The following is a 25,893-nucleotide window of genomic DNA, read 5'->3' on the forward strand; positions in this document are numbered from 1 at the left end:
AGTGCCCGGCGTTGCCGGGGTGGTGATGAGGGGGGCGTCAGTGTCCGGACGTCCCGCCGTCGACGGCGAGGGTCGACCCGGTGATGTAGGACGCCGCCGGGCTGGCGAGAAACAGCACGGCGGCGTCGATCTCGCGCTGCGTGCCCATGCGTCCGAGCGAACAGCCCTGTAGGAAATCGGCGCGGGCATCGTCGGACATCTCCGCGATCATGTCGGTCTCGACGAAACCCGGTGCGATCGCATTCACCCGGATGCCCTTGCGTCCCGACCACTGGTTGGACAGGTCCCGGGTGAGGCCGAGGACGCCGGCCTTGCTCGAGGCATAGGCGGCCTGCGGCAGCGCGGATTTGACGAGTCCGAGCATGCTCCCCACGTTGACGATGCTGGAACCGGGCCGCATCACCCGTGCACAGGACCGTGCCATCCAGTAGCTCCCGAGGAGGTTGACGTCGAGAACCGCGCGAAAGTCCTCCGGGAGTTCCCTTGTGGCCGGGGCGGTGTGGGTGAGCCCGGCGTTGTTGATCAGGATGTCGACACGACCGAACTCGTCGATCGCAGCGCCGACGACCGCGTCACACTGTTCGGGATCGGTGACGTCCGACGGGATCTCGAGTGCGCGTCGACCGAGCGCGCGTACGTCGTCCGCGGTTCGTCGCAGCGGATCCGGGCGTCGGCCGGACAGTACGATGTCCGCACCCGACTCGGCCAGCGCACGTGCGAACCCCGCTCCGAGTCCCGATCCCGCCCCCGTCACGATCGCGACCCGACCGTCCACTCGGAACAGGTCCAGAAGGCCGGTGGTGGCCCCGTCGGCTGCGCGTGCGCCCACGTCTTCTCCTCTCGTCCGCTGCGGAACCCGATTACGGGGACACCGCGATTGTCAGATTTTATCTAATCACATAAGATTTAGTGCGGAAGCCGGCGGTAGGCCCGGGATGTATCCATCTCGACCCGTCCGGATCACGACCACAGGAGAACCCATGACTTCCGACAGCGACTCGGCGACAGAGTCCGTCGTCCGCTACGAGGTGCGCGATCACATCGCGATCATCACGCTCAACCGTCCCGGCGCTCTGAACGCCGTGAACTCCGCCCTGTCGACGGCCGCGGGCGCGGCGCTCGAGGAGGCGGCGCAGGACCCGTCGGTCCGTGTCATCGTGATCACCGGGGCCGGTCGCGCCTTCTGTGCCGGTGCCGATCTCAAGGAGATCGCGGCGGGACGCCGGATCGACGACCCGGATCATCGGGAATGGGACTTCGCCGGGATCGTGCGGCACTACGTTCCCAAGCCGGTCGTCGCGGCTGTGAACGGCTTCGCGCTGGGCGGCGGGACCGAGATCATGCTGGCGGCCGACCTCGCTGTGATCGACGAGGGGGCGTCGGTGGGTCTACCCGAGGTCAGGCGGGGACTCATCGCCGGCGCAGGCGGACTCTTGCGGATTCATCGGCAGGTCCCGCAGAAGGTGGCTGCCGAGATCGCGCTGACCGGTCGACCCGTGTCGGCCGCCCGCGCATACGAGCTGGGTCTGGTGAACGGGGTGGCGCCGTCGGGCACCGCCCTTGCCGTCGCGCTGGAGCTCGCTGCCGAGATCGCCGCCAACGCACCGCTCGCGGTGTCCGAGAGCAAGCGGGTCATGCACGAGACGGCGAAAGCGCAGCGCGGATGGGACGACGAGTCGTGGAAGATCAACTCCTCGGCGATCCGCACCGTGTTCACCAGTGACGATGCGAAGGAAGGGCCGCAGGCTTTCGCCGAGAAGCGTGCACCGGAATGGACGGGTCGATGAGCGCGGGAGCTGTTGTGTCACAGGAGGTCGTACTCGAGCGGGTCGGTGCCGTCGCGATCGTGCGGTTGAACCGCCCGAACCGGCTCAACGCGTTCACCGAGGACATCCGCGTGGGCATCATCGAGGCGTTCGATGCCTGCGACGCCGACGACGACATCCGAGCAGTCGTGTTGACCGGTACCGGTCGGGCCTTCTGCGCCGGGGCCGACCTCGAGAGCGGGGGAGACACTTTCCTCCCGGACGAACCGGGAGCCGATGGCTCGGCACCGCCGGACGCGGGCGGTCAGGTGGCTCTCCGTATCTACCGGTCCAAGAAGCCGGTCATCGCCGCGGTCAACGGACCCGCCGCGGGCGTGGGTGTGACCATGACACTTCCCGCAGACGTTCGGATCGCCTCGGACACCGCGAAGTTCGGGTTCGTCTTCACCCGGCGCGGATTGGTCCCCGAAGCGTGTTCGACCTGGTTTCTCCCACGGGTGGTGGGGATCTCGACAGCGGCGGAGTGGACGCTGGGCGGGCGCATGGTTCCGGTGACCGAGGCGCTTGATCGCGGCCTGGTGCGCGAAGTGGTTCCGGCGGAACAGGTCCTGGAACGTGCGCTGACCGTCGCGAACGAGATGGTCGGGGGGACGGCGCCGGTCTCGGTGGCCCTCACCCGATCGCTGCTCTGGGGTGCGCTCGGTGCGTCGGGCCCGGAAGAGGCCCACCGCGCCGAATCGGAGGTCCTCTATCGGCGCGGCCTCTCGGCGGACGTGCAGGAGGGCGTGCAGGCCTTCCTCGACAAGCGTGCGCCGGAGTTCCCGGATCGGGTGTCGGGACCAATCGAACGATCGTAGATACTCGTCCGCCGGCTCTTCCCGAGCCGGTGATCGCAACCCTGGTGCCGAAGGCGTCGACTACCGCACGTGGTGGTCGGCGCCTTCAGCGTTGTCCCGGCTGCATAACTAGTGTCCCTAGGTTAGGAGCTTTTTGTAGAGGCCGAAGCGTCTCTTGAGCTGCGCGGGGGAGTAGGCGTACCGGAAGAGTTGACCGGACTCGATCCGCGTCTCGGTTGAGTTGAACCGTGTCGAAAAAGCCTTCGCGCAGGGGAATTCACGGTATTTCTTGTCCGTAAACCGATCTACTGACAATGACGAGCTGCTGACACTTGACAATATACGTCTCATGAGTGCTAGCCTTTTAACGATCTCAAGTGGCCGGTGTCACACTATCTGACCTATTGGTTGTAGGCCACAGAGCTCTGCGTCCCCCATCGGTCGCTCCGCGACCGCGTCTTGAAGGCGGGCGTCGTCGAAGCCGCGACAATTCGAGAGGATCACCAATGACCGTCAGTGCTCTGGGAGAGCGCAGTCCAGGAGTGAGGTCGGTTGACGCGCTCCGCAGGGTGGGTGGCGGCGTGATCGACCGGATCACACGCAGTCTGGCGACCATAGGCCGCTCGGCGCGTCTGGCGATGGAGATGATCCGCTTCGCGATCACCGACGCGCTCTCGTTGCGCCTGGCCGGTGCCGAGGTGATCGATCAGATGTGGAAGCTGTTCAAGGTCACCGCGCTCCCGGCGCTTCTCATGGCGGTGCCCATCGGCGCCGAGGTGTCGGTTCAGGTCGGCGGTGTCATGGATCAGGTCGGCGCGAACTCACTCGCCGGTGCCGCGAGTGGCCTGGGCGTGGTCAACCAGGGAGCCCCGATGGCGGCGGGCCTGCTGATGAGCGGCGCCGCGGCGTCGGCCATCGCCTCGGATCTCGGCGCACGATCGATTCGCGAGGAGATCGAGGCGATGCGGGTCATCGGCGTGAACCCGGTCCAGCGGCTCATCGTGCCCCGGTTCCTGGCCATGCTGGCGATCGCACCGGCGCTCTGCGTCATGATCATCGCGTCGGGAGTCGCAGCCGGACTCGCGATCTCGGCGAACGTCAACGACGTCGTACCGGCCAGCTTCTGGCAGTCCTTCGGCACCTTCGCGACACCGACGGACTTGATGTTCTCAGTCCTCAAGGCGGTCCTGTTCGCGTTCATCGTCGTGGTGATCGCGAGCCTGCGAGGGCTGGAGGCCAAGGGCGGGCCCAAGGGTGTCGCCAACGCGGTCAACGCGTCGGTGGTCCTGAGCGTCCTCTGCATCTTCATGACGAACATGGCGGTCAGCCAGCTGCAGGCCATGTTCTTCCCGGCCCGATTGGCGTGATGAGAATGACAACACACACAGTTCCTCGACCCGGCGGCCTGAGTCGACTGGGCCGGTCGCTGGGCCAGCGCTTCACCGACGCATTCGCCACCTTCGGCCAGATCGTGATGTTCGTGGGCAAGACGTTCGCCCTGCTGCCCACGACGATCCGGCACTACCGCAAGCAGACGATGAAGACCATGAACGACATGGCCTGGGGCAGCGGCTCGATCATCGTCGACGGTGGCGTGGTGAGCCTGATGTTCTTCCTCGGGATCGCCGTGGGATCGGTGGTGGCGATCATGGCCTTCATGGCGTTCGACCTCCTCGGTTTCGGCGCGCTGACCGGGATCATCAACTCGTTCGGCAACATCCGTGTCGTCGCGCCGATCATCACCGGCATCGGATTCGCGGCCCAGGCCGGATGCCGGATGACCGCGGAGATCGGTGCGATGCGCATCTCGGAGGAGATCGACGCCACCGAGACCATGGGCCTGCGCGCCATCCCGTTCGTGGTCGGGACCCGATTGATCGGCGGAATGCTGGTGGTCCTGCCCAGCTACCTCATGGCCCTGGTCGTCAGCTTCCTGACGGGTGGACTGATCGTGAAGCTCTTCCACGACCAGCCCGAGGGAACCTATGACCACTACTTCGCCCAGTTCGTCTCGATACCCGACTTGATGGCGTCGGTGGCGAAGGCCCTCATCTTCTGTGCGGTGATCACCATCATCCATTGCTACTACGGGTATTTCGCGTCCGGCGGACCGGCTGGTGTCGGTGCCGCGTCCGGGCGGGCGATCCGAGCCAGCCTGGTGGCCATCGTTGTCCTCAATTTCCTCATGACCGTGGCCATCTGGGGCCTCAATCCGGTCCTTCCGTTCAGGGGTTGACGTGTCGTCATACAGCAGTCAGGACTTCCTCCGCGGGGATGCCCGCGGTCAGACGCGGACGCTCGTGCGTGCCGGCGTCGTCGCGGTCGCCGTCCTCGCCGTCATCGTGACGGTGTTCGCCGTGGTCTACCCGCGGGCGACCGCGCCCAAGGGCACCGACCTACACCTCGTCCTGCCGGCCCTCGGCCCGGGCGTCGACACCGGGAGTCGAATCCTGTTGCGCGGGGCGGAGGTCGGTGAGGTGACGGCGATCGACTCCACCGGCCCCGATGTGGTGCACGTCGACGTGGTGCTCGACCCGCAAGCCGCCGAGAGTCTCACCGATTCGTTCGAGGTCGACTACCGGCCGCAGAACTACTTCGGGGTCACCGCGGTCAACCTGGTCGCGATGCCCGGCGGGGCGCAACTCTCCGACGGACAGACTCTTCGCCGTTCGGCAGCCCCCGACTTCACCATGTCGACGATGATCGAGCGGAGTTCGATCGTCGTGGACGGCACCTTGACGCGGGACATGATCGACAGCCTCGACGAGGTGATGCGCTACGCCGACGGACTCTCACCGTTGATCGAGACCGCGATCATCTTCACCGACAAGGTGGCGCGCACCCAGCGCCACCTACCCAGCACGCTGCTGCGCGAGATGAACGACCTCGCCGAGGCGTTCCCCGGATTCAACCGTGAGGCGATGAAGGCTCTCGACGCGATCACCGGCAGCGTCTTCAACAAGATGCCCGACGGTTCGCGAGGAGTGGACGAGGAGTACCACGATCTCATGAACCGCTCCCTGACCGTGGCCTCCGGCGGCCTGTTCGGTGCGGCGGGAACGCTGCTCGCGTCGCATGCGACCGATCTGACGCCCCTGGTGACCTCGTTCAAGTACCTGATCGACCCGGTACCGCAGATGATCGGCGGGGGTGCGTCGATGGCGAAGACACGAAAGGCAATCGAGCAGTTGCGCAACAGTTTCACGGGCGACGATGCAAGCAAGACGCTGCAGCTGCGCCTCCTCCTCGACAGCGTGCCGGCCGTCTCGGGTCCGCTGGAACGTATGCGGTCCATCGACGGTCAACGCACGGGAGGTAACTGAGATGGCATCTCGCAGCACAGTTGTCGCCGGGGCGAAGGTCGCGGTGGTCGCGGCGGTGACCGTCATGTTGTTCGTGCTCGTGGTCAACGCCATGCGGAACCCGGTCGACGCCAGCGTGGTGACCTATCGCGCCGACTTCACCGATGCGTCGGGTCTCCACGACAACGGCGACGTCCGATTCCGCGGGAAGCGGATCGGCAAGATCGTGTCGGTCGACCTCGAACGCAACGACGACGGATCCCCCTATGCGCGGGTCGAGTTCACCATGGACGACAGCCAGAAGCTGACGTCGACGTCGACCCTGGCGATCAAGTACCAGAACCTGACCGGAGTGCGGTATCTCGACCTGCAGCCCGGCAAGACGCCCGGGACCATGGTGAGTCACGCGACGACCGCACAGACGGTTCCGTCGTTCGACATCACGTCACTGTTCAACGGACTCCAACCGGTTCTGACGACGATGAACGCCGACGAGGTCAACCAGTTCAGCGAGAATGCCATCGCCCTGCTCCAGGGTGACGGCAGCGGTCTCGGCCCGATGCTGGACAGCACCCAGAAGCTGGCGAAATTTGCCGAGAATCGACAGCAGCTCATCTCCACCCTGACGTCGAACCTGGCTCGTATCGCCGACACGATGGGCGGCCGGTCGCCACAAGTCATGGGCTTCTTGGAAGCGGTCGATCTGCCGATCAGCAACGCCATGACGGTTCTGGATGAGTTCGCGGTCACCGCCAGCGCGGGACCCGCACTGTTCGAACCGATCGAGCGGCTCCTGGTCGCGCTCGGTGTCAACGAGGAATTCGATGTCGACGTGTTCCTCAAGACCACGTTCTCGTCCATGCAGGAAGCGCTGAAGTCCTTCCAGCTGATGCCCAATGCGCTTGCAGGTCTGCGAGGCATCGACACGCATGCCTCGTTCAGCAAGCAGTGCGCGAAAGGTCGCGCGCACATTCCCTCCGACGTGCGAATCCTGATGACCGGTAGCGAGGTGGTCCTGTGCAATCGATGAACCAGAAGGGGATACGCAGATTCACCTCCCACGACGGCGTTCTCGGCGTGATCGTCCTGGTCGTGGTGGCGGCCCTCCTCGGCACTCTCGCCATCATCTATCTGCGTCCGCCGGGTCAGAAGACGATCAGCTTCGAGGTCACCGATGCGTCGGCGATCGAGTCGGGACAGGACGTGCGCGTCGCCGGGATCAGCATCGGCAAGGTGTCGGAGGTCGCGCTCGAGCCGGACCGGGTGAAGGTGACCGCCCGGATCGATGAGGACACGTTCGTCGGCGACCAGACGAAGATGGAAGTCCGGATGCTCACGCCGGTGGGCGGATACGCGATCACGATGATCCCGCTCGGGCGTGAGGAGCTCACCGGCCCGATCCCGGCCGGCCGGGTGACCGTTCCCTACTCGATCGGCGATGTGATCCAGGCCGTGCCGAGTACAACCGACACGGTCGACACCCGAGAGGTCAATGCCAACCTCGACCAGGTCGCCGGCGCACTCGATGGGAACGACACCTCGTTGCGCTCCATCGTGAACGGTCTCGAGTCGGTCACCGCTGTGTTCGACAGGCAACGCGGCCAGGTTCACGACATCGCCTCGCTCGCCGCGGAGTACCTGCAGACGTTCAACGGGAACCGTGAGTTCGTCTTCGAGCTGATCCGCAAGATCGACATCGTGGTGAGCACCTACCACGTCAACTCCGCGGGCTTCAACTACGCCTACAAGCTGTTCGCGAACGTCCTCATGAAGTTGGCTCCGTTCATGCGGTTCTACCTCAACCACAGCGAACTGGTCTCCAGTCACGTGAACCAGATGAAAGACACCATCATTCGGCTGCAGCAGCAGCTCGGCCCGGCCATCGACGGGCTGGTCGCCACCCGGAAGAAGCTGGCGCAGTGGATAACGCCCGAGGGGATGCGCCAGGTCGGTGGCGGCACCCTGTGGACCGAGGACGTGTGCATCCCCATTCCCGGAAGGAACTGCTGATGCGAGAGATCGTTGGCTCCACAAAACGGCGACTCGCCATCTCGCTGGGGACGGTGGTGGTGTTGCTCGGCGTGATCACCACGATCGGATTGACGTCGGCAGGCGCCACCGGCGTCGACGACGGCGCGCCCGGCGGCGACGGATTCTGCGTCGATGTCACCGACACGATCGGCCTGTATGAAGGAAATCCGGTCACCCAGATGGGAATTCGCGTCGGCGCGATCGACCGGATCGAGAGCAGGGGCGATCATGTCCGGATCACGTTCTCGCTTGATCCCGGCCGCAGCTATCCCGCCGACGTCAAGGCCGTGACGAGATCCAAGTCGCTACTGGCCGACCGGAGTCTGGAGCTGGTGGGCAACTATGCAGGCGGACCAGCCCTGGCGGAGGGAACGTGCATCGGGGTGGAGAACTCGTTCACCCCGAAGAGCATCTCCGAGGTGGCCGCGTCGGCGTCGGATTTCTTGAAGTCGTTGTCCGACAACGGTGGCGATGACCTGCAAACGGCCCTCGACGGAGCCGACCGAGCCTTTGCCGGGACCGGGCCGCAGGCGTCGAAGATGTTCGAGAACGCCGCCCGTGCCGCCCAGAACCCGGATGCGTTCGTCGCCGACATCGGTTCGTCAATCCGGGACATGGCGCCACTGACCGATGACGCCGTGAAGAACTGGGATCAGATCATGTCGATCATGAACCAGATGCCCTCGGTCACCCAGCTGGGCACGACCCTGTTCTACGACGTGGCCCGGTTCTGCCGGGGAATCGGCTGGACGATCGCGCTGATGTACGACATCCAGCGGAACTACGGCGAGGACATCCTGTGGCCGCTGCTACACGGTCCGGTCGAAGACATCATCGCCTACGGCGCCCAACGTGCACCCGAACTCGGCCAACTCGTGTCCATGACGCCGTCCGTCGCCGCTGCCATGCGCCAGCAGGAATCGTCCTCCGGTGCGCTCTCGATTCCGTATGTCGCGCCGAAGATCGATGTGGGCGGCGGACAGTCGGCGCCGGTCAATGCACTGTCCATCCTGTTGCAGAAGGCGGATCTCCAGAAATGATCGGAAGACGAACCGCACTGGGCCTGGCCGCGGTGCTCGTAGCGGTGATCGGACTCACCGGGTGCTCGGCGTTGAGTCCGAACCGGCTGCCGTCGGTGAAGAGCAGTGTCCCGCTCGACTATGAGGTCACACTGCAGTTCGCGAGCGTGCTCAACCTGCCGGACGGCGCCGATGTGATGATGAACGGGCTCCAGGTCGGCCGCGTGAACCACACCGAGACCACCGACGAAGGTGTCGACGTGGTGGTCGGACTGACCGACGATCGCCCGGTCCCCGCCGACTCCTCGGCGATCATCCGGCAGAACACGCCACTCGGCGACACCTACCTGGCGCTCGAGCCGCCGACCGAAGGCGGTGGTGAGTTGCTGCGGGACGGCAGCGTGATCCCGCTTGACCGTACGACGTCTCCGCCGCCCCTCGAGGACACCATCGCCGTTCTCGCCTATTTCATCAACGGCGGCAGCATTCAGAAGGTCCAGGACACGATGGCGACACTGAATCGCACCATGCCGCCGATCAAGAATGTGCGGTCGATCGCGACCACGGTCTCGAAGGATCTCGACGACCTGTCCCGCAACACCGCGCAACTCGACCGCATGCTCAACAGCCTGAACGCGGTGTCGGGGTCGTTCTCCGACAGCCGGCAACAGATCGAGCACGTGTTCTCCGAGCAGGGCGAGCACTACTGGAAGACCGTGTCGAAATCGTTGGTGGCCCACATCAGCACGCTGCTGCCCTCCGTCGGGTCGGTGTTCACCGGCGGTCTGTTCCTCGTGCCCCTGCTGAACTCGGCGGCTGACGCCGCCGAGGCCGGGCGTGGGATGTGGGACCAGGCTCCTGCGACCGGCGCCGCCATGGCCGAGTTCTTGGAGGACACGCTGATTCCGTTCGCGAAAAGGCCATCGGTGAACATCGCCTCGGTTGCGGCCCCGTCGGTTCAGGCGGCAGGCAAGACGGAGTTGCTCGGCGACACGAAGATGCTGCTGCGGATGTTGGGAGCGATCAAGTGATCACCAAGACACGAGTTTCGGTGGTGGCGATGCTCGCCATCGCCGGGTTGTCCATCGCCTACATCCTGAGCGTCGGACTACACGTGAACTCGCCGTCGGCCAGGCACGCGACCATCACGGTGGCGGACACGAACGGCATCCTCGTCGGTTCCCGAGTTCTGCTCCGCGGCATCGAGATCGGTCACGTGACCGAGATCTCGCAATCCTCACGCGGCGCCGAGATCACCTGGAACTACGACGACACGGAGAACATTCCGGTCGAGAGCAACTTCCGCGTCGACAACCTGTCGGCGCTCGGCGAGGCCTATGTCGCGGTGATGCCCACCACCGCAGGGGGCCCGTACCTGTCCGACAACGCCTACATCGACGGCGAGAACGTCTCCGACGCCGCCACGTTCAAGGATCTGTCCGAACAGGTGACCGAGGTGCTCGGACAGACCGACCCCGACAAGGTCCAGCGTGTGTTCGCCGAACTCGACATGGGGCTGCCCGACGGCATCGAGGTCATCGAGGACCTCAACAAAGCCGGACGGCTGCTGGCTGCGGAGTTCACCGCGCGCGCAGACGAACTCACCACTCTGCTGGCGACCATGCAACCGCTGCTCATGCGGTCGCAGCCGATACCCGGGCTGCTGCGGGCGACGACTCCGCACATAGCCGGTTTCGGAGTGGGATTCGCCGAACTCGAGTCGGGCGTCAAGGACGCCATCGACTGGAGTGGGCCGATGTACACCGGTATCACTCAGGGGGCGACGCCGCTGGTCGCGGCTCTACAGAAATTCCTCGACGACAGCGGCGCGGACCTCAAGATCATCGGTGAGAACCTGCTGCCGGCCACCCGCTCGGGTGCGGCGTCGCTGCGGACCGTCGATGTCGGCCGGGTTTTGGACAACCTGATCAACGCAACCGATTCCGGGGCTGTGGAGATCCGCATCCCGGCCGGGGGGTGACGGTGACCGACACCCGCACGACGACGCGGGATTCCGCAGCGAGCGCACCGAGCGCTCCGGCACAGATCGACCAGCAGACACAGACAGGAGACCGGCGATGACGAAGACCATCACCACGGACACCGAGACCGACGCCGACGAGAACTCGGCCTCGGCGGATACCGAAACGGCAACGGCAGCATCTGGCGACTCGGCGGCGGACCGCGCTGAACCCACGAAGCGCGGGCGACTGAGCACCGCCTCGGTGTCGTTGCGATCAATCCTGATCGGCGCCGTCGCTGTGCTCGTCGTCGGAGCGATGGCACTGCTGGGGTGGCAGTGGTCCAGCGCCTCCAGCGAGGTCGACCGGTTGAACGCGGCCGCCGCCGACGATGCTGCGGCCGAGAAGGTGGCGCTCGACTACGCCACCGGTGCCGCCGACATGAGCTTCGAGAACCCCGATGAGTGGCGGACCCTGCTCACCAAGGGCACATCACCGGAGCTCTCCGAACGGCTCCGACGGGCGTCGACCCAGATGGAGCAGTTGCTGCGGCCGCTGCAGTGGTCCTCGACGGCGCAGCCGATCGCGGCCAAGGTCGAATCGGTCGACGGCAACACCTACCAGGTCGTCGCTTTCGTCAACGTGCAGACGAAGAATGTCCAGGCGCCGTCGGGAATCGAGTCGACGGCCACCTACCGGGTGACGATGGACAAGAGCCAGAACTGGCTGATCACCGCGATCAGCAGCACGGGATCGAACCTCGATGCCGACAACCCCGGTGCACCGGCCGGTGAACAACCGGTCCCCGGCAATCCGCCTGCCGAGCAACCCGCACCCGCCGACCCGCCCGTTCCGGGCAACTGACGACGACCACGAGAGCTGGAGGACGAGATGGGTGTTGAAGTCAGTGTGGAGAACCTGACGAAGTCGTTTGGTTCGCAGAACATTTGGCGTGATGTCTCGCTGACCCTGCCGGAGGGCGAGGTCTCTGCGCTGCTGGGTCCGTCGGGTACCGGTAAGTCGGTGTTCCTGAAGACCTTGATCGGTCTGCTGCATCCCGAGCAGGGGTCGGTGATCATCGATGGCACCGACATCACGCAGTGTTCGGCCAAGGAACTGTATGAGATCCGCAAGCTGTTCGGCGTGCTGTTCCAGGACGGTGCGTTGTTCGGGTCGATGAGCCTGTTCGACAACATCGCGTTCCCGCTTCGTGAGCACACGAAGAAGAAGGAGAACGAGGTCCGCGACATCGTGATGGAGAAGATCGACCTCGTCGGTCTGACCGGTGCCGAGGACAAACTCCCGGGGGAGATCTCCGGTGGTATGCGCAAGCGTGCCGGTCTGGCGCGGGCGCTGGTGCTGGATCCGCAGATCATTCTGTGTGACGAGCCGGACTCGGGTCTGGATCCGGTGCGTACCGCCTACATCAGCCAGTTGCTGATCGACATCAACGCCCAGATCGATGCGACGATCCTGATCGTGACGCACAACATCAACATCGCGCGGACGATCCCGGACAACATCGGCATGTTGTTCCGCAAGGAGTTGGTGATGTTCGGTCCGCGTGAGCAGTTGCTGACCTCGGAGCAGCCGGTGGTCAAGCAGTTCCTCTCCGGTGACCGGTTCGGTCCGATCGGTATGTCGGAGGAGAAGGACGAGGCCCTCGTCGCCCAGGAGGCGGCGATGGCGGCTGCGGGTATCTCCGGTGGTGGTACCAAGGAGGACTTCACCGAGATCATCCCGCAGGTGCAGCCCAATCCCGGTATGCCCGAACGCAAGGCGATCGCCCGTCACCGCGAGCGCGTCCATCAGATGCTGCCCGACCTGCCGCAGAACGCCCAAGAGGCGATCCGCCGCAGCCAGGAACAAGAAGACCAGATCCGCGGCGAGAACCGCGCGCATGCCGCCGACATCGCGGATCGCCGACGCGACGACCGGATCTGGCAGGACGCTCCCACGCAGGTACTCCCGCGCGTCTGACGCGGGGCCAGGCCGCAATCCACGAGGGGCGGATTGCGGCCTTTTACCTATCGAGTTTAGATTTGAGGGGACGGTCACCGCCGTCTCGTCGAACTGAAGGCAGGCCACCATGACCATCGATCCCCGCACGCCCGTCCTCGTCGGCGGCGGACAGATCACCGCTCACGACGGTGGCGTCGAGCCGGTCGATCTCATCGCCCGGGCGGCGCACGAGGCGGCTGCCGAAGCCGGGACGTCGCGCCTCCTCGAACTGATCGACTCCATCCGCGTGGTCGGCCTGTTGTCATGGCGCTACCGCGACCCCGGTGCGTTGGTGGCCGAACGGATCGGGGCAGATCCGCGACACACCGGCTACACCGGGAACGGCGGCAGCACGCCGCAGGTGCTGGTCAACGGTGCGGCCGAAGACATTGCCACGGGCCGCGCCGACGTCGTTCTCATCGGGGGTGCAGAAGCCTGGCGCACGCGGATGAAACTCCGCGCGCAGGGGGAACGGCCCGACTGGACCCGACAGGACGAAACTGTGCCGTCCGCGCCGATCATCGTCCCGGACGTTCCGATGGAGGCGGAGAGCGAGCGGCGGATCGGACTCGACAGACCGTCCTTCGTCTATCCGTTGTTCGAGCAGGCTCTCCGCGTCGGAGCGGGTCGGAGTATCGCCGACCACGAGAAGTTGCTCGGCGAACTGTGGTCGTCGTTCAGCGAGGTTGCCGCGGACAATCCGCACGCCTGGACCAGGCGTACGTATGCCCCGGGGGAGATCACGACTCCGACCGATGGCAATCGCCTCATCTCGTCTCCTTACCCGAAGCTGCTGAACTCGAACAACATGGTGGATCAGGGTGCGGCACTGGTGATGTGCTCGGTCGGTACCGCACGACGCCTGGGAATCCCCACCTCGTCGTGGGTGTTCCCACACAGCGGAACCGAATCCAAGGACACCGACGCCGTCGCGGCGCGTCCCGCCCTGAACGGTTCGGCGCCGATCCGGATCGGCGCCGCCCGTGCGCTCGAGCTCGCCGGCGTCGGGCTCGAGGACATCGCTCACCTCGACATCTACTCGTGCTTCCCCTCCGCCGTCCAGGTCGCCGCGCGTGAAATCGGGGTGCCCGTGGATGATCCGAGTCGTCCGCTGACATGCACCGGCGGCCTCACCTTCGCGGGCGGCCCGTGGAACAACTACAGCACGCACGCGATCGCCACGGTGGCCACCCGGCTGCGCGAATCGCCCGGCACGTTCGGCATGGTGACCGCGAACAGCGGGTACCTCACGAAGCACGCCTTCGGCGTGTACTCGACCAAGCCACCCGCGGAGGGCTTCCGCCGCCAGGATGTCACCGAAACGGTGCACCGGGCATGGGCGGGTGCCGAGCCGACGGTCGAGGTGGTCGAATCCCACGAGAGTGTCGCCGAACTCGAGACCTGGACGGTGGCCTACGACCGCACGGGAGTCCCTGAGCGGGCATTCGTCGCCGGTCGCGTTCACGGCGGCGGCCGCACCCTGGCGGTGATCACCGACAGCGGCGACCTGGACGAACTCGCGACCACCGAGGCTCAGGGACGACGGGTGCGTGTGGCTACCGACGGCTCCGCACATCTCGATTGACGCCTTATAACTAAAGCCGTAAGGTTTATGGCATGACGTCGGGCACGGCCCGGTGGTGAGGAGGAGCAACGATGAGCGAACTGGATGACTTCCGGGTGCGCTACGAGCAGCATGTCGGGCACGTGGTCGCGGGAGACATGAAAGCCGCGGTGGCCGAGATGATCCAGGAGAACATCCCGGCCGTCTTCGACGGTGTCGACGTCCCGCGCGGCGCGGTGGATGCGCACCGGATCGTCGGCGTCCGGGCTGACGGCGATCGGATGATCGGGGAGACCGTCTACATCACCGAGGGTCGCGAGATCGGGCTACGTTCCATCTGGGAGCGCCGGGACGGCGAGTGGCTAGCCGGGTCCCTGGAGAACTTCGCGCCCGAGTCGGTGCGATGACGACTGCCGACATCCCCTGGTGGCCCGCCGCCGACGGGCTGGACCAGCCGTACTGGGATGGGCTGACCGAGCGGGAGTTGCGCCTCCAGCGCTGCCGCAGTTGCTCGACCTGGATCTGGAGCCCCCAGTCGGTGTGCGGGAACTGCCACTCGCTCGATCTCGGCTGGGAGACAGTCGAACCCGTCGGCACGATCTACAGCTGGAGCCGCAGCTGGTATCCGTACATCGAAGAACTGGCCGACCGGCTCCCGTATGTCAGCGTGCTCGTGGAACTGGAGAATGCAGGTGGTCGGCGGGTGCTGGGCATCCTGACCGACGATCCCGAAAGCACCCCGAAGATCGGCGATCGCGTCGTCGGCGTCTTCGAGGAGCGCGACGGTGAACCGTGGCCGCTTCTCCGTTGGCAGCGGGCCGAAACGAACGACGGAGAACGCAGATGAGCAACGGGATTCGTGGTGGCGCTGCCGTGGTCGGCGTCTCCGAGATGCATTACAAGCGCGGGCAGTCACCGCTCACCGAGCAGCAGATGACGATCCGGGCAATCCTCGACGCGTGCTCCGACGCCGGGGTGTCGCCACGTGAGGTCGACGGATTCGTCTCCTACGCAGGCGGTTCCAACGACGGGCCGATCCTCGGGGCCGCACTGATGATCGACGAACTGCGCTGGTCGAACATGATGTGGGGCGGCGGTGGCGGGAGCGTGGCGGCCGCTATCACCAATGCGGCGGTAGCCATCACGTCGGGTCAGGCGCAGTGCGTTGTCGTGTACCGCGCGATGTCCCAGGCCGACACCGGTCGCCTGGGGTACGCCAAGTACCACTACGGATCTCACTTCCTCGCGCATGGCGTGGGTTCGCCCGCCCAGATCTGTGCCATGCGAACTCAGCGCATGCTCGAACACGACGGCGTGCCCCGCTCGGCGATGCGTTCACTGGTGCTGGCGGCTTACCAGCACGCGCAGCAGAATCCGACGGCGCAGGGCCACGGCAAGCCGCTGGACGAGGAGACCTACGAGTCCTCGCGGATGATCGCCGAGCCCTTCCATCTCTACGACTGCTCACGGGAGAGCGACGGCGCGGTCGCGCTGGTGCTCGTCGGTTCCGACCGCGCGCGCGATCTCCGTCGGGACCCGGCGTTCGTGCTCGCCGGCGCACAGGGAGCGCCGGGTGGGTTCTGCGAGCGGGTCGACAACGACGCACAGTATTCGACGGCCGGGTTCGGTCCGGCGAACAACGGAAAACCCGGTGTAGCCGAGCGTCTCTGGGCGTCGGCCGGCTTGGGACCGGACGACGTCGATGTGGTCCAGGTATACGAGAACTTCAGCGGTCCGGCGGTTGCCGCGCTGATCGATCACCGGTTGTGCCCGCCCGGCGAGGCGGCGGGCACCGTGATGACCGTCGACAATCTGACCGCACCCCACGGGAAGCTGCCGGTGAACACCAGCGGCGGCAATCTGGCGGATTCGTTCATCAACGGACTGAATCTGGCCGTGGAAGCGGTCCGTCAGGTTCGCGGCACGTCGACCAATCAGGTTGCCGACGTGCGGACGTCGCTGTTCATCGGCGGCCCGATGGCGCCGCTCGTCAGTTCGGTGCTGTTCGGCCACGCCGAGACCGTCTAGCCACGACCACCAGGACCCCGACACCACAAGGGCAGGGAGAAGACATGTTCGAGCGAAACGATCTGTTCATCGGTGGACAGTGGACACCGGCGGAGTCGGGCACCGGGTACGACGTCATCGAGGCGGCCACCGAGAAGCCGCTGGGCAGAAGCGCGCTGGGCGGCCCGGCCGACATCGATCGTGCGGTCGCCGCCGCGCGGTCGGCGCTGGCGGGACCATGGCGGTCGATGGGGCCCCGAGAGCGGGCCGATGTCCTCGACCGGTTGGCCGCCGCACTGACCGCACGTGCTCGTGACACGGCCCAGCTGGTCAGTCGCGAGAACGGGATGCCGATCGCATTGTCCAAGTCGGTCAACGGATACGGCCCGGCGGCGATGCTGTCGTACTACGCGAACCTGATCCGCGCCTCCGACACCGAGGACGTGCGTCCGAGCGCGTTCGGTGGACGCACCGTCGTCCGTCGTGAGCCGGTCGGTGTCGTCGCGGCGATCACGCCGTGGAACTACCCTCAACCTCTCGCGGCGATGAAGATCGCGCCGGCGCTCGCCGCTGGGTGCACGATCGTGCTCAAGCCCGCGCCGGAGACGGCGCTGGATGCGTTCGTGTTCGCCGACGCCGCGCAGGAGGCCGGACTTCCCGACGGAGTCCTGAACATCGTTCCTGCCGAACGTGAGGCAGGCGCCTACCTGGTCCGCCATCCCGGGATCGACAAGGTGGCGTTCACGGGTTCGACCGCGGCGGGGCGGGCCATCGGCGAGGTCTGCGGTGCTCTCCTCCGGCCGGTGACCCTCGAACTCGGCGGCAAATCCGCGGCGATCGTGGCGCATGACGCCGATCTGGACGAGTTCGCGCGGCACCTGCTCGACGTCTCGCTGGTGAACAACGGCCAGACCTGCCACGCCAGCACCCGAATCCTCGCCTCGCGAGCTCGATTCGACGACGTCGTGGAAGCGGTCACCGAGACCGTCCGGGCACTACGGGTCGGCGATCCGCTGGACAAGGCGACCGCGATCGGGCCGCTCGTCAGCGCCGCGCAACGCGACCGGGTGCTCGGGTATGTCGAAGCCGGCCGGGCCGCGGGACATCGGATCACGACCGGCGGCGGCGTCCCGGCCGATCAGGCGCAGGGTTGGTTCGTCGAACCGACCGTGTTCGCCGGCGTCGAGAACTCTGCGTCGATCGCCCAGGAGGAGATCTTCGGCCCCGTCCTCACCATCACCGAGTACCTCGATGAGGACGACGCGATCCGCATCGCCAACGACTCCGAGTACGGGCTCGGCGGCACGGTGTGGACGACCGACGAGGCCCGGGGCCTCGCCATCGCCGACCGAATCCACACCGGCACAGTGGGTGTCAACCACTACGCACTCGATCTCGCAGCACCGTTCGGAGGGGTCAAGGCGTCGGGTCTCGGACGAGAACTCGGCCCCGAGGGCATGGCGCCGTACGTCTCCGCCAAGTCGGTCTATTTCGCCACTCGGTGACCGTCGTCTCCGATGCGACCACAGATGATCACCAGCAAAGAATCCCGACAGGAGTGACATGAGCGATCTGCCACTGTCCGGCGTCCGTGTCGTCGACGCAACCGACGGGCTCGGCGAGTCGTGCGGCCGGTTCCTCGCGGACCTGGGTGCGCAGGTCGTGCGCGTCGAGCGTCCGGGCGGATCGCGGTCGCGACGCGCCGAGCCGATCGAGGCCGGGGTGAGCATCCCGTTCGCGCTCAACAACGCCAACAAGGAGCTGGTCGTCCTCGATCTCGAGACCGACTCCGGGCGCGCACGATTCGACGAGTTGGTCGCTGGGGCCGACATCGTCGTCGAGTCGTCCACCGGCAGCACGGGTCTCGACCCGGCCGATCTCGCCGCCGCGCACCCGGCACTCGTCGTCCTCAGCGTGAGCGGATTCGGTCGAACCGGCCCCTACCGGAACTGGACTGCCACCGAGTCGGTGATCTATGCGATGAGTGGTGTGCTGTCTCGCTCCGGCGAGCCCGGCCGCGAGCCGCTGCTCCCGCCGCCCGGCCTCGTCGAACAGTCGGTCGGGGTGCATGCTGCGTGGTCGGCGCTCCTCGCCTACTTCGACCGGATCCGCACCGGCGCCGGGCAACTGATCGAGATCTCGGCGTTCGAGTCGGTGGTCCACGGCTTCGACCCCGGCTTCGGCGTCCAAGGGTCCGCCGCGGCGGGCCGGCGCGACGACTTCCCGCGTGGGCGCCCCGATGCCGCGAACTTCTACCCCGTCCTTCGATGCGCGGACGGGCAGGTGCGGATCTGCCTGCTGGCCAAGCGTCAGTGGCGTGCGATGTTCGCGTGGCTCGGCGAACCCGACGAGTTCGCCGATCCGGCCTTCGACACCATCCCGGCCCGGTTCGCCGCGGCAGACCGGCTGCATCCGTTGATCGAGCAGCTGTTCGCCGATCGGACCCGCGACGAACTGGTCGCCGAAGGGGCGGCCCGGGGCATCCCGATCGGCGGCGTCCTTCGCATCGGTGAGGTCCTCGACAACGACCATTACGACGCGGCGGGGACCCTCGTCGACGCCGAGATCGGCCCGGGTGTCCGTGCGCGGATTCCCTCCGGATACGCGCGGATCGGCGGGCAGCGAGCCGGATTCCGTCATCGTGTTCCCGGCGTCGACGCCACGCAGGTGCCGGCCTGGTCACCGCGTACGGAGCCTCGGCAGACGTCGACGGATTGCGAGCCGCCCGGTAGCCACCCGTTCGCCGGCCTCCGCGTTCTCGATCTCGGCGTCGTCGTCTTCGGGGCCGAGCTCGGCAGGCAGTTCGCCGACCACGGCGCGGACGTCATCAAGGTCGAGAATCGCGAATTCCCCGACGGTCTGCGACAGTCGAAGCGCCCGAACACCCTGTCGCCGTCGGTCGCCTGGGGCCACCGGAACCGCCGATCGCTGGGACTGAACCTGCGGACCGATGGGGGCAAGGACCTCTTCCTCCGGCTCGCGTCAGAGGCCGACGTGGTCCTGGCCAATTTCAAGCCCGGCACGCTCGATGCGATGGGTATCGGGTATGACGAACTCCGCCAGGTCAATCCGGGGATCATCGTCGCCGAGGGCAGCGCCTTCGGCAGCATCGGCCCGTGGAACACCAGGCTCGGCTACGGCCCGCTGGTCCGCGCGGCATGTGGGGTGTCGTCGCTCTGGCGTTACTCCGACGACGATCCCGGCCTGTGCGATGGGTCCACCGTCTATCCCGACCACATCGGCGCCCAGGTCAGTGCTGTGACAGTCCTCGCGGCGCTGATCGCCCGGGGATCGCACGGACGCGGCGCCGGTATCGAGATCGCCCAGGCCGATGCCGCGCTCGTCGCTCTCGGAGGGCAGCTGGCACGCGAGTCGCTCGCGCCCGGATCGGTGCGGGCGGAGGGCAACGCCGACCCGTTCGAGGCACCGTCGGGCGTCTATCCCTGTGCAGGGGAGGACGAGTGGGTCGTGGTGTCGGTCCGCGACGACCACGAGTGGCGAAGCCTGACGGCGTTGATCGGGCGGGACGACCTCGCCGACGATCCCCGGTTCGCCCGGTCCGCCGACCGGGTCGAGAACCGGGCGGAAGCAGACAAGGTGCTCGCCGCATGGCTCGCCGAACGTACGCCGACCGAGGCGATGACACTCCTTCAGGAAGCGGGCGTACCCGCCGGCGCGATGCTCCGCCTCCCCGAACTGCTCACCGACCCACACCTTCTCGATCGCGATGCGTACACCCAGTTGGAGCACCCGATGTTGCCGGCGTCGCTGCCGACCGCGGTGCGGGTCGCCCGTTTCGGATCGATACCCGACGCGCCGTTGCGTCCGGCCCCGCTGCCCGGTGCCGACACCCACGAGATCGCGGTCGGGGTCCTGGGACTCACCGATGACGAGTACAGCCGACTCGTCGACGACGGGGTCCTCCAGCCCGCTTGACAGGAGTGCACAGTGATCACCTACGAATGGCGCCCGGAGCTGACCGGTGCCGAACTCGACGAAGTCCTCCAACTCGTCCAGGACGCAGCGGAATACGACGAAGAGGCCGGATTCTCGTCCATCGACGCCGACACCGTCCGAGAGGTCGGTGGCGCCACCGGGACCGTCGCACACCTGCCGATCAAGGCCCGCCGCGACCTCAGTCCGCTCGACGACGTCCCGATGGTGATCGTCGCCTACCTCCATCTGTCGGTCGACGCCGACGGGGTGGGCACGGTGTCGTACGTCGTCCATCCCGACTACCGTTCGCGCGGGATCACGACCCTGCTGGTGGAAGAGGTCGGCCTCGACGTGACCGGAGAGGGCGGCTGGGAACGCACCGGAGCCAACGCACTTCGCTGCTGGGCGTACGCCACCCATCCGGCGTCGGGCAGACTGACCCGACGATTCGGCATACCCGCGGTGAGCAGGCAGTGGACCCTGGCCCGGCACCTGGCCGGTCCGTTCGCACTGCCGCTCGACGAGTCCGAGGTCCCGGACGGGGTCACTCTCGGTGACCCGCGCGACCTCGTCGCCGACGATTCCGTCATCGCACAGGTTCTGGCGTCCGCGGACCTCCCCGAACGACATCACGACCGGGTGACCGCGGACCTCCGCCGTGGTGGCGGGACCGTCACCGACGCGCGCGACGGAAACGGTGACGTCCTCGGATTCGTCTGGTACACCACCGAACACCGGATGCACCTCGAGCTGCGGACCGCACTCGTCCACGCGCTCGTGCTGTCGGAGAAGGCACGCGGACTCGGACTCGGGTCGACGCTGCTGACGGCGGCGCTGGCGCGGCAACGCGATGCCGGGATCCAGGTCTCCCAGTTACGGATCGATCCGGACGATGCCGGTGCGGTGCGCATGTGCCGCCTGCTCGCCTTCGAGCAGGAGGACGTGCACTCCTGCTACCAGGTCGGAACAAGTGCGAGCCCGCCGCCGGCGTTCCGATGAACGCGGCCGCGCCTGGTGACAATCGTTGTGAGAATGGGAAATCCGAATGAGTGAGCCTGTGACCGCCACCGAGTTCCTCGACGATGCCAAGTTGCAGATCGCCGACAAACAGGTGGAGGCCGATGGGGTCGTGTCGCTCACCCTCGTCGATCCGGACGGGAATCCGCTTCCCGCATGGGAACCCGGCGCGCACCTGGATCTCATCCTGGGTCCCGAGCTGATCCGGCAGTACTCGCTGTGCGGCGAGGTGACCGATCGGGACCGGTTGCGCGTCGCCGTCCTGCGTGAGCCTGCCGGACGCGGTGGTTCGTCGCGCGTCCACGACGAACTGGCGGTGGGAGACCTGATCGCGGTCAAGGGGCCGCGCAACAACTTTCCGCTCGTGGATGCGCCGGCCTATCTCTTCGTCGCGGGTGGGATCGGGATCACCCCACTGAAGCCGATGATCGACGAGGTGCACGCGCGGGGTGCGGACTGGACGTTGCTCTACGGCGGCCGTACCGCGGCCGGTATGGCCTTCGGCGAGGCGCTGGCGCAACAACATCCCGAGCATGTCGCGCTACGACCCCAAGACGAATACGGACTCCTGGATCTCGCTCGGGCCGTCGCCGAGGTCCCGGCCGGGACTGCCGTCTACTGCTGCGGACCGGAACCGCTTCTCGTCGCAATCGAGGAGGTCTGCCGCAGCCGGTCGGACATCGAACTCCACGTCGAGCGATTCGCCCCCAAAGTAGTTGCGCAGGACGGTGAATCAACCGCCGAGGCGTTCGAGGTGGTACTCGAGCAGAGCGGGCGGAGCGTCACGGTGCCGGTCGACAAGTCGGTGCTCGACGCGCTGCTCGACTACGGTATCGATGTCGACTTCTCCTGCCGGGAAGGCACCTGCGGCACCTGTGAACAGGTTGTGCTCGACGGCGTGCCGGACCATCGCGACTCGGTGCTGTCCGAGGACGAGCAGGCTGCGAACGACTGCATGATGGTCTGTGTGTCTCGTAGCTGCACACCGAGACTGGTACTGGATCTCTGATCGCCGGGCGGTGATGGGGGAGGAGTGAGCTCCGGGGCGCCCCTCGACTCCGGTCATCCCGCGGCGGCGGGCTCCGCATCCGGTGCAGGCAGATCGTGATCACGGATGATCCCGTGCAGAAAGCTGCGCACGATCCCCTCGAAGAGCTGGCGTTGGGTGAGATCGTTACTCGAGAGTGCCTGCGCCAGAAGGGGTTGCGACTCCGCGGACACATTCGGGAAGATCGCCGACTTGGGGCGTGGCGGGCGCATCGCTTCCATCAGGACCGCGCCGATCGACAGGGTCTCCATGCCGTCGAGGATGCGGACGTGCAGGTCCACGGGCACGCCGGAATCGAGCAGGAACTGGGCTGTGTCCTCGTAGGTCGACGTGAACAGATCACGAGGGAGGTGCTGCAGTAGGACCGGGGCGGCGTTGCGATGGCGCAGGATCGACTGCCGGAAGTTCAGGGCGAGCGCCACGAAGAACTCGGGCCAGTCGGGTCCGGGGTTCATCCGCGGGCGCCGGACGGCGGTGCCCGCGATGTAGCGCGCGACCTCGGTGAGGATCTCGTTCTTGTCGTCGAAGTGGTGATAGAGCGACGGAGCGCGGACTCCGAGGTGTTTCGCGAGCCGCGGCAGGCTGAAGGCGTCGAGTCCCTCGGAGTCGATGATCTCGATGGACGCCATCACGGCTGCCTTGCGGCTGATCAACGGCTTGGACGGCCGTGCCATGTCCCACCTCTCCTCGTGCCTGAACGGACCTAACAAGAGTAGTTTCAGGCACGGTGGATGTCCATGTGGGCGTGCCGCTTCTACCTCCTCGCGAAGGAACTCGAGCCGGGTCGTCCGCGCGACGGCCCGAAAACCAGTGGCGCCCGGAGTCGGCCGTGCGCCACCATGAGCGGGCAATCGAATCCGCACATCGTCACCGAACCAGAAGAGTCTCGTGACGGATGAATGTTGCGGTGGAACAACGAGTTCGAGCGTCGGGAGGCACCCGTGACCGCACTACTTCTCGCGATCGTCGGCGGCATAGTCCTGCTCGCCGTTGTCGTCCGCACGCTGATCATCACCGTCCGCGACGACCGTGGGCGAATGCCGTATCGCACGGCGTACGACACTCGACGCCCGTTTCCCTGAGGATGCGGACAGGCTCACTCCGCCTTTTTCAACACCGCCAACACGGTGAGCAGCAGGATCTTGATGTCGAGCCAGAGTGACCAGTTCTCGATGTAGTAGTTGTCCCACTCGGCGCGGTCCGCGATCGACGTCTGTCCGCGCAGGCCGTGTACCTGGGCCCATCCGGTGACGCCGGCCTTGACGCGGTGGCGTTCGCCGTAGCGGCGGATCTGGACGTCGAACAGTGAGACGTACTCGGGCCGCTCGGGACGGGGACCGACGAGGCTCATGTCGCCGCGGAGCACGTTGAGCAGCTGCGGGAGTTCGTCCATCGACGTCGAGCGCATGATCTTGCCGATCTTGGTGCGCCGGTCGACTCCCTCGACGCCGCCCGGCGCGCTGCCCTCGGTGGGTTTGAACTTCTCCGCCTCGGGATCCTCGGGCCGCATCGAGCGGAACTTGAGGCAGTCGAAGACGCGCGCGTTACGGCCGACACGGGGCTGCGCGAAGAAGATCGGCCCCGGCGAGCTGAGGCGCACGAGCAGCATGAGGGTCAGGAACAGCGGCGAGATCGCCGTGAGGATCATCGCCGCGATGATCCGGTCGGTGATGTGCTTGGTGCGGAACTGCCACCCGCGTGGATTGGTGTGCGGCACGGACATCAGCGGGAGTCCGCCGATGTGGTCGACGCGGCTGCGACGCCCGATGACGTCGAACATGCGCGGCACGATCCAGACCTTGACCCCGTGCCGATGGGCGATGCGAACCGCCGCGGTCAGCCGTTCGACATTGGTCACCGCGAAGGCGATGACCAGGATCTCGGCGTTCGTCGCGCGGATGGCGTCGTCCAGGTCGTCGACCCCACCGAGCTGATCGATCCTGTTCGACGGTCCCTCGTCGCGATCCGAGCGAGGCGGCGCTCCGGCGGTCAGGACACCCACCGGCCGCAGACCGTGCTCGGGGGCGGAGACCATCCGACCGACGACCTGTGCGGTCACCGGTCCGTCGCCGATGATCAGGGTGGGCGACAGCAGGTGCCCGTGTTTACGAAGACTCCGCTGGATGGTGTCGCGCAACAGCCGCCCGAACGGTACCCAGAACAACGCCGACACCCACACCTTGGTCACCGCGGCACCCGGCCGATCGTCGGCGAACGACAGCAGCAGTGAGCAGAGGAGGATCATCGCCGTGATCGTGCAGCCGGTCATGACCTTGCCGACCTCGTCGAGGAACCGGCGGTTCAACCCGCGCCGGTACACCCCGCGCACCGCGAAGATGAGCACCAGGATCGGCACGAACAAGAGGAGCGTCCACAGTGGCGGGTGTGCGCCCCGGCCGCTCGCGATCCACCAGAGACCCATGGCCACCGCGATCGACGCCGACAGCACGTCGATGGAGACGGTGACGAGGGTGCTCAGGGGATCGTCACGGATCAGCTGGTCGAAACCCCGTCTGGTGTCGGTCGGCGCGGGCGGCTGGGCACGCGTCGTCGTCGTTGGTTTCTCGGCCTGCGATACACGGGTCGACAAGTCCACTCCATCCGCAAAACGGCCCCCCGCTCCCGCCGATTGTAGGTGTACCCGACCACTCATGTGCGCCTACCGGGTACGTGTTGGGAACCGGAGTGTTCACGGTCCTGTAACGGGCCTGTCTGACGGTCTCAACGACCGAAGATGAGCTCCCGGACCAGCACCGAGAGATCGGACATCAACTGCACCTCCGCGGAGGACCAGTGGTGCGGTTCGGAGTCCCAGGCACAGAACGTGCCGATGACGTGGCCATCGTCGTCGGCGATCGGGATGCCCAGGTAGGAGGTGACCTCACCGCTGGTCGCGGTCGGATGATCGGCGAGCAGCGCGTGGTCGGCGATGTCGTCGATGATCAGCGGCGAACCGCTCACGACGGGCAGAACGCACAGGGAGTTGACCAGGGACCTGGTGCTGGGGCCCTCGGGTTGGCCCGAGCGGAAGGCGATGGCCGCGGTCGCCTGCTCCTCCGGCGTGATGACGTTGACGGCCACGTGTGGAACGCCGACGGCATCGATGGTGAGTCGGATGGTCTCGTCGAGGCTGTGGGTCGGTGGGTCGTCGAGCAACCCGCTGTCCTTCAGGGCACGCATGCGTTCGGGATCGGCCAGGATCGCCCGGAGTGCGTTCTCCACCTCGGGGTTGCGTCCGCGGACGGCTTCGAGGACCGCGTGCAGGCCGGCTTCGGGGGACATCTCGAAGAACGCGGCCAGCTGGTCGGCGTCGTGCGTCGGTGCCTCCGCGTCGCGCGAGTGGTCGTCGGCGCCGGTCATCGCGTCACCATCCTCGGTGTTCGAACTCATCGTCAACTCCTCTCG

General features: G+C 66.5%; 25 protein-coding genes. 21 read left to right on the forward strand and 4 right to left on the reverse strand.

All coding sequences use genetic code 11. From position 1 onward, the window contains the following. Positions 1 to 37: 37 nt before the first annotated feature. On the reverse strand, positions 38 to 829 hold the full coding sequence (locus MAY35_RS16730; protein ID WP_238422437.1) for an SDR family NAD(P)-dependent oxidoreductase: 792 nt from the start codon (positions 827 to 829) through the stop codon (positions 38 to 40). A gap of 151 nt (positions 830 to 980) precedes the next feature. On the opposite strand from MAY35_RS16730, the gene MAY35_RS16735 reads away from it, so the two are divergent. The 20 genes from MAY35_RS16735 (at position 981) to MAY35_RS16830 (ending at position 22,449) form a co-directional block, all read left to right on the forward strand. Then, positions 981 to 1,787 carry a crotonase/enoyl-CoA hydratase family protein gene (locus MAY35_RS16735; RefSeq protein WP_238422438.1) on the forward strand — a complete coding sequence of 269 codons (807 nt, stop codon included), beginning with the start codon at positions 981 to 983 and terminating at the stop codon, positions 1,785 to 1,787. After that, on the forward strand, positions 1,784 to 2,623 hold the full coding sequence (locus tag MAY35_RS16740; RefSeq protein ID WP_238422439.1) for an enoyl-CoA hydratase-related protein: 840 nt from the start codon (positions 1,784 to 1,786) through the stop codon (positions 2,621 to 2,623). Before MAY35_RS16735 ends, MAY35_RS16740 begins: the two co-directional genes overlap by 4 nt. A 485-nt stretch (positions 2,624 to 3,108) precedes the next feature. Next, on the forward strand, positions 3,109 to 3,969 hold the full coding sequence (locus MAY35_RS16745) for an ABC transporter permease (RefSeq protein ID WP_004019429.1): 861 nt from the start codon (positions 3,109 to 3,111) through the stop codon (positions 3,967 to 3,969). A 5-nt stretch (positions 3,970 to 3,974) separates the two neighbouring features. Then, complete coding sequence (locus MAY35_RS16750) at positions 3,975 to 4,838, forward strand: ABC transporter permease (protein WP_238422440.1); 864 nt, start codon at positions 3,975 to 3,977, stop codon at positions 4,836 to 4,838. A gap of 1 nt (position 4,839) precedes the next feature. Next, a complete protein-coding gene (locus MAY35_RS16755; protein WP_238422441.1) occupies positions 4,840 to 5,925 on the forward strand; it encodes an MlaD family protein in 1,086 nt (361 codons plus the stop codon). 1 nt (position 5,926) lies between these two features. Then, positions 5,927 to 6,934 carry an MlaD family protein gene (locus MAY35_RS16760; RefSeq protein ID WP_238422442.1) on the forward strand — a complete coding sequence of 336 codons (1,008 nt, stop codon included), beginning with the start codon at positions 5,927 to 5,929 and terminating at the stop codon, positions 6,932 to 6,934. Then, positions 6,931 to 7,914: an MlaD family protein gene (locus tag MAY35_RS16765; protein WP_238422508.1), complete on the forward strand. Its 984-nt coding sequence runs from the start codon at positions 6,931 to 6,933 to the stop codon at positions 7,912 to 7,914. Before MAY35_RS16760 ends, MAY35_RS16765 begins: the two co-directional genes overlap by 4 nt. Next, complete coding sequence (locus MAY35_RS16770) at positions 7,914 to 8,975, forward strand: MlaD family protein (RefSeq protein ID WP_238422443.1); 1,062 nt, start codon at positions 7,914 to 7,916, stop codon at positions 8,973 to 8,975. The genes MAY35_RS16765 and MAY35_RS16770 overlap by 1 nt, the downstream gene beginning before the upstream one ends. Continuing rightward, a complete protein-coding gene (locus tag MAY35_RS16775; protein ID WP_064570024.1) occupies positions 8,972 to 9,985 on the forward strand; it encodes an MlaD family protein in 1,014 nt (337 codons plus the stop codon). The genes MAY35_RS16770 and MAY35_RS16775 overlap by 4 nt, the downstream gene beginning before the upstream one ends. Next, positions 9,982 to 10,935: an MlaD family protein gene (locus tag MAY35_RS16780; protein WP_238422444.1), complete on the forward strand. Its 954-nt coding sequence runs from the start codon at positions 9,982 to 9,984 to the stop codon at positions 10,933 to 10,935. The genes MAY35_RS16775 and MAY35_RS16780 overlap by 4 nt, the downstream gene beginning before the upstream one ends. A gap of 97 nt (positions 10,936 to 11,032) precedes the next feature. Continuing rightward, entirely contained in the window at positions 11,033 to 11,779 is a 747-nt protein-coding gene (locus MAY35_RS16785) for a hypothetical protein (protein WP_238422445.1), read from the forward strand. 27 nt (positions 11,780 to 11,806) lie between these two features. Next, a complete protein-coding gene (locus MAY35_RS16790) occupies positions 11,807 to 12,895 on the forward strand; it encodes an ABC transporter ATP-binding protein (protein ID WP_238422446.1) in 1,089 nt (362 codons plus the stop codon). Between the two features lie 109 nt (positions 12,896 to 13,004). Beyond that, the gene (locus tag MAY35_RS16795; protein ID WP_238422447.1) at positions 13,005 to 14,501 is read left to right on the forward strand and encodes an acetyl-CoA acetyltransferase; all 1,497 of its coding nucleotides are present in this window, start codon (positions 13,005 to 13,007) and stop codon (positions 14,499 to 14,501) included. A 71-nt stretch (positions 14,502 to 14,572) separates the two neighbouring features. Beyond that, positions 14,573 to 14,887 (forward strand): hypothetical protein, encoded by a 315-nt coding sequence (locus MAY35_RS16800; protein WP_238422448.1) that lies wholly within the window; start codon positions 14,573 to 14,575, stop codon positions 14,885 to 14,887. Next, on the forward strand, positions 14,884 to 15,327 hold the full coding sequence (locus MAY35_RS16805) for a Zn-ribbon domain-containing OB-fold protein (protein WP_238422449.1): 444 nt from the start codon (positions 14,884 to 14,886) through the stop codon (positions 15,325 to 15,327). Before MAY35_RS16800 ends, MAY35_RS16805 begins: the two co-directional genes overlap by 4 nt. After that, on the forward strand, positions 15,324 to 16,508 hold the full coding sequence (locus tag MAY35_RS16810; RefSeq protein WP_064570028.1) for a hypothetical protein: 1,185 nt from the start codon (positions 15,324 to 15,326) through the stop codon (positions 16,506 to 16,508). The genes MAY35_RS16805 and MAY35_RS16810 overlap by 4 nt, the downstream gene beginning before the upstream one ends. 44 nt (positions 16,509 to 16,552) lie before the next feature. Then, the gene (locus MAY35_RS16815; RefSeq protein WP_238422450.1) at positions 16,553 to 17,992 is read left to right on the forward strand and encodes an aldehyde dehydrogenase; all 1,440 of its coding nucleotides are present in this window, start codon (positions 16,553 to 16,555) and stop codon (positions 17,990 to 17,992) included. A gap of 58 nt (positions 17,993 to 18,050) precedes the next feature. Beyond that, on the forward strand, positions 18,051 to 20,423 hold the full coding sequence (locus tag MAY35_RS16820) for a CaiB/BaiF CoA-transferase family protein (protein WP_238422451.1): 2,373 nt from the start codon (positions 18,051 to 18,053) through the stop codon (positions 20,421 to 20,423). Between the two features lie 12 nt (positions 20,424 to 20,435). Next, positions 20,436 to 21,422, forward strand: a complete 987-nt coding sequence (locus MAY35_RS16825) for a GNAT family N-acetyltransferase (protein WP_238422452.1) — start codon at positions 20,436 to 20,438, stop codon at positions 21,420 to 21,422. A 46-nt stretch (positions 21,423 to 21,468) separates the two neighbouring features. Then, a complete protein-coding gene (locus tag MAY35_RS16830) occupies positions 21,469 to 22,449 on the forward strand; it encodes a PDR/VanB family oxidoreductase (protein ID WP_238422453.1) in 981 nt (326 codons plus the stop codon). A gap of 53 nt (positions 22,450 to 22,502) precedes the next feature. Here MAY35_RS16830 and MAY35_RS16835 read toward each other — a convergent pair whose 3' ends face one another. Continuing rightward, positions 22,503 to 23,162 carry a TetR family transcriptional regulator gene (locus MAY35_RS16835; protein WP_238422454.1) on the reverse strand — a complete coding sequence of 220 codons (660 nt, stop codon included), beginning with the start codon at positions 23,160 to 23,162 and terminating at the stop codon, positions 22,503 to 22,505. 267 nt (positions 23,163 to 23,429) lie between these two features. On the opposite strand from MAY35_RS16835, the gene MAY35_RS16840 reads away from it, so the two are divergent. Beyond that, positions 23,430 to 23,570, forward strand: a complete 141-nt coding sequence (locus MAY35_RS16840) for a hypothetical protein (protein ID WP_238422455.1) — start codon at positions 23,430 to 23,432, stop codon at positions 23,568 to 23,570. A gap of 14 nt (positions 23,571 to 23,584) precedes the next feature. On the opposite strand, the gene MAY35_RS16845 is transcribed toward MAY35_RS16840, so the two are convergent. Beyond that, positions 23,585 to 25,078, reverse strand: a complete 1,494-nt coding sequence (locus tag MAY35_RS16845; RefSeq protein WP_245404199.1) for a sugar transferase — start codon at positions 25,076 to 25,078, stop codon at positions 23,585 to 23,587. Between the two features lie 131 nt (positions 25,079 to 25,209). Next, on the reverse strand, positions 25,210 to 25,878 hold the full coding sequence (locus MAY35_RS16850) for a GAF domain-containing protein (RefSeq protein ID WP_238422457.1): 669 nt from the start codon (positions 25,876 to 25,878) through the stop codon (positions 25,210 to 25,212). Positions 25,879 to 25,893: the final 15 nt, after the last annotated feature.

It is taken from the genome of Gordonia sp. 'Campus', from assembly GCF_022206305.1.
GTDB lineage: Bacteria > Actinomycetota > Actinomycetes > Mycobacteriales > Mycobacteriaceae > Gordonia.

Excerpts from the sequence above, each read along its gene's own strand:
- MAY35_RS16735 (WP_238422438.1), top strand. The coding sequence starts at position 981 with ATGACTTCCGACAGCGACTCGGCGACAGAGTCCGTCGTCCGCTACGAG.
- MAY35_RS16740 (WP_238422439.1), top strand. The coding sequence starts at position 1,784 with ATGAGCGCGGGAGCTGTTGTGTCACAGGAGGTCGTACTCGAGCGGGTC.
- MAY35_RS16745 (WP_004019429.1), top strand. The coding sequence starts at position 3,109 with ATGACCGTCAGTGCTCTGGGAGAGCGCAGTCCAGGAGTGAGGTCGGTT.
- MAY35_RS16750 (WP_238422440.1), top strand. The coding sequence starts at position 3,975 with ATGACAACACACACAGTTCCTCGACCCGGCGGCCTGAGTCGACTGGGC.
- MAY35_RS16760 (WP_238422442.1), top strand. The coding sequence starts at position 5,927 with ATGGCATCTCGCAGCACAGTTGTCGCCGGGGCGAAGGTCGCGGTGGTC.
- MAY35_RS16765 (WP_238422508.1), top strand. The coding sequence starts at position 6,931 with ATGAACCAGAAGGGGATACGCAGATTCACCTCCCACGACGGCGTTCTC.
- MAY35_RS16770 (WP_238422443.1), top strand. The coding sequence starts at position 7,914 with ATGCGAGAGATCGTTGGCTCCACAAAACGGCGACTCGCCATCTCGCTG.
- MAY35_RS16775 (WP_064570024.1), top strand. The coding sequence starts at position 8,972 with ATGATCGGAAGACGAACCGCACTGGGCCTGGCCGCGGTGCTCGTAGCG.
- MAY35_RS16785 (WP_238422445.1), top strand. The coding sequence starts at position 11,033 with ATGACGAAGACCATCACCACGGACACCGAGACCGACGCCGACGAGAAC.
- MAY35_RS16790 (WP_238422446.1), top strand. The coding sequence starts at position 11,807 with ATGGGTGTTGAAGTCAGTGTGGAGAACCTGACGAAGTCGTTTGGTTCG.
- MAY35_RS16795 (WP_238422447.1), top strand. The coding sequence starts at position 13,005 with ATGACCATCGATCCCCGCACGCCCGTCCTCGTCGGCGGCGGACAGATC.
- MAY35_RS16800 (WP_238422448.1), top strand. The coding sequence starts at position 14,573 with ATGAGCGAACTGGATGACTTCCGGGTGCGCTACGAGCAGCATGTCGGG.
- MAY35_RS16805 (WP_238422449.1), top strand. The coding sequence starts at position 14,884 with ATGACGACTGCCGACATCCCCTGGTGGCCCGCCGCCGACGGGCTGGAC.
- MAY35_RS16810 (WP_064570028.1), top strand. The coding sequence starts at position 15,324 with ATGAGCAACGGGATTCGTGGTGGCGCTGCCGTGGTCGGCGTCTCCGAG.
- MAY35_RS16815 (WP_238422450.1), top strand. The coding sequence starts at position 16,553 with ATGTTCGAGCGAAACGATCTGTTCATCGGTGGACAGTGGACACCGGCG.
- MAY35_RS16820 (WP_238422451.1), top strand. The coding sequence starts at position 18,051 with ATGAGCGATCTGCCACTGTCCGGCGTCCGTGTCGTCGACGCAACCGAC.
- MAY35_RS16830 (WP_238422453.1), top strand. The coding sequence starts at position 21,469 with ATGAGTGAGCCTGTGACCGCCACCGAGTTCCTCGACGATGCCAAGTTG.
- MAY35_RS16835 (WP_238422454.1), bottom strand. The coding sequence starts at position 23,162 with ATGGCACGGCCGTCCAAGCCGTTGATCAGCCGCAAGGCAGCCGTGATG.
- MAY35_RS16850 (WP_238422457.1), bottom strand. The coding sequence starts at position 25,878 with ATGAGTTCGAACACCGAGGATGGTGACGCGATGACCGGCGCCGACGAC.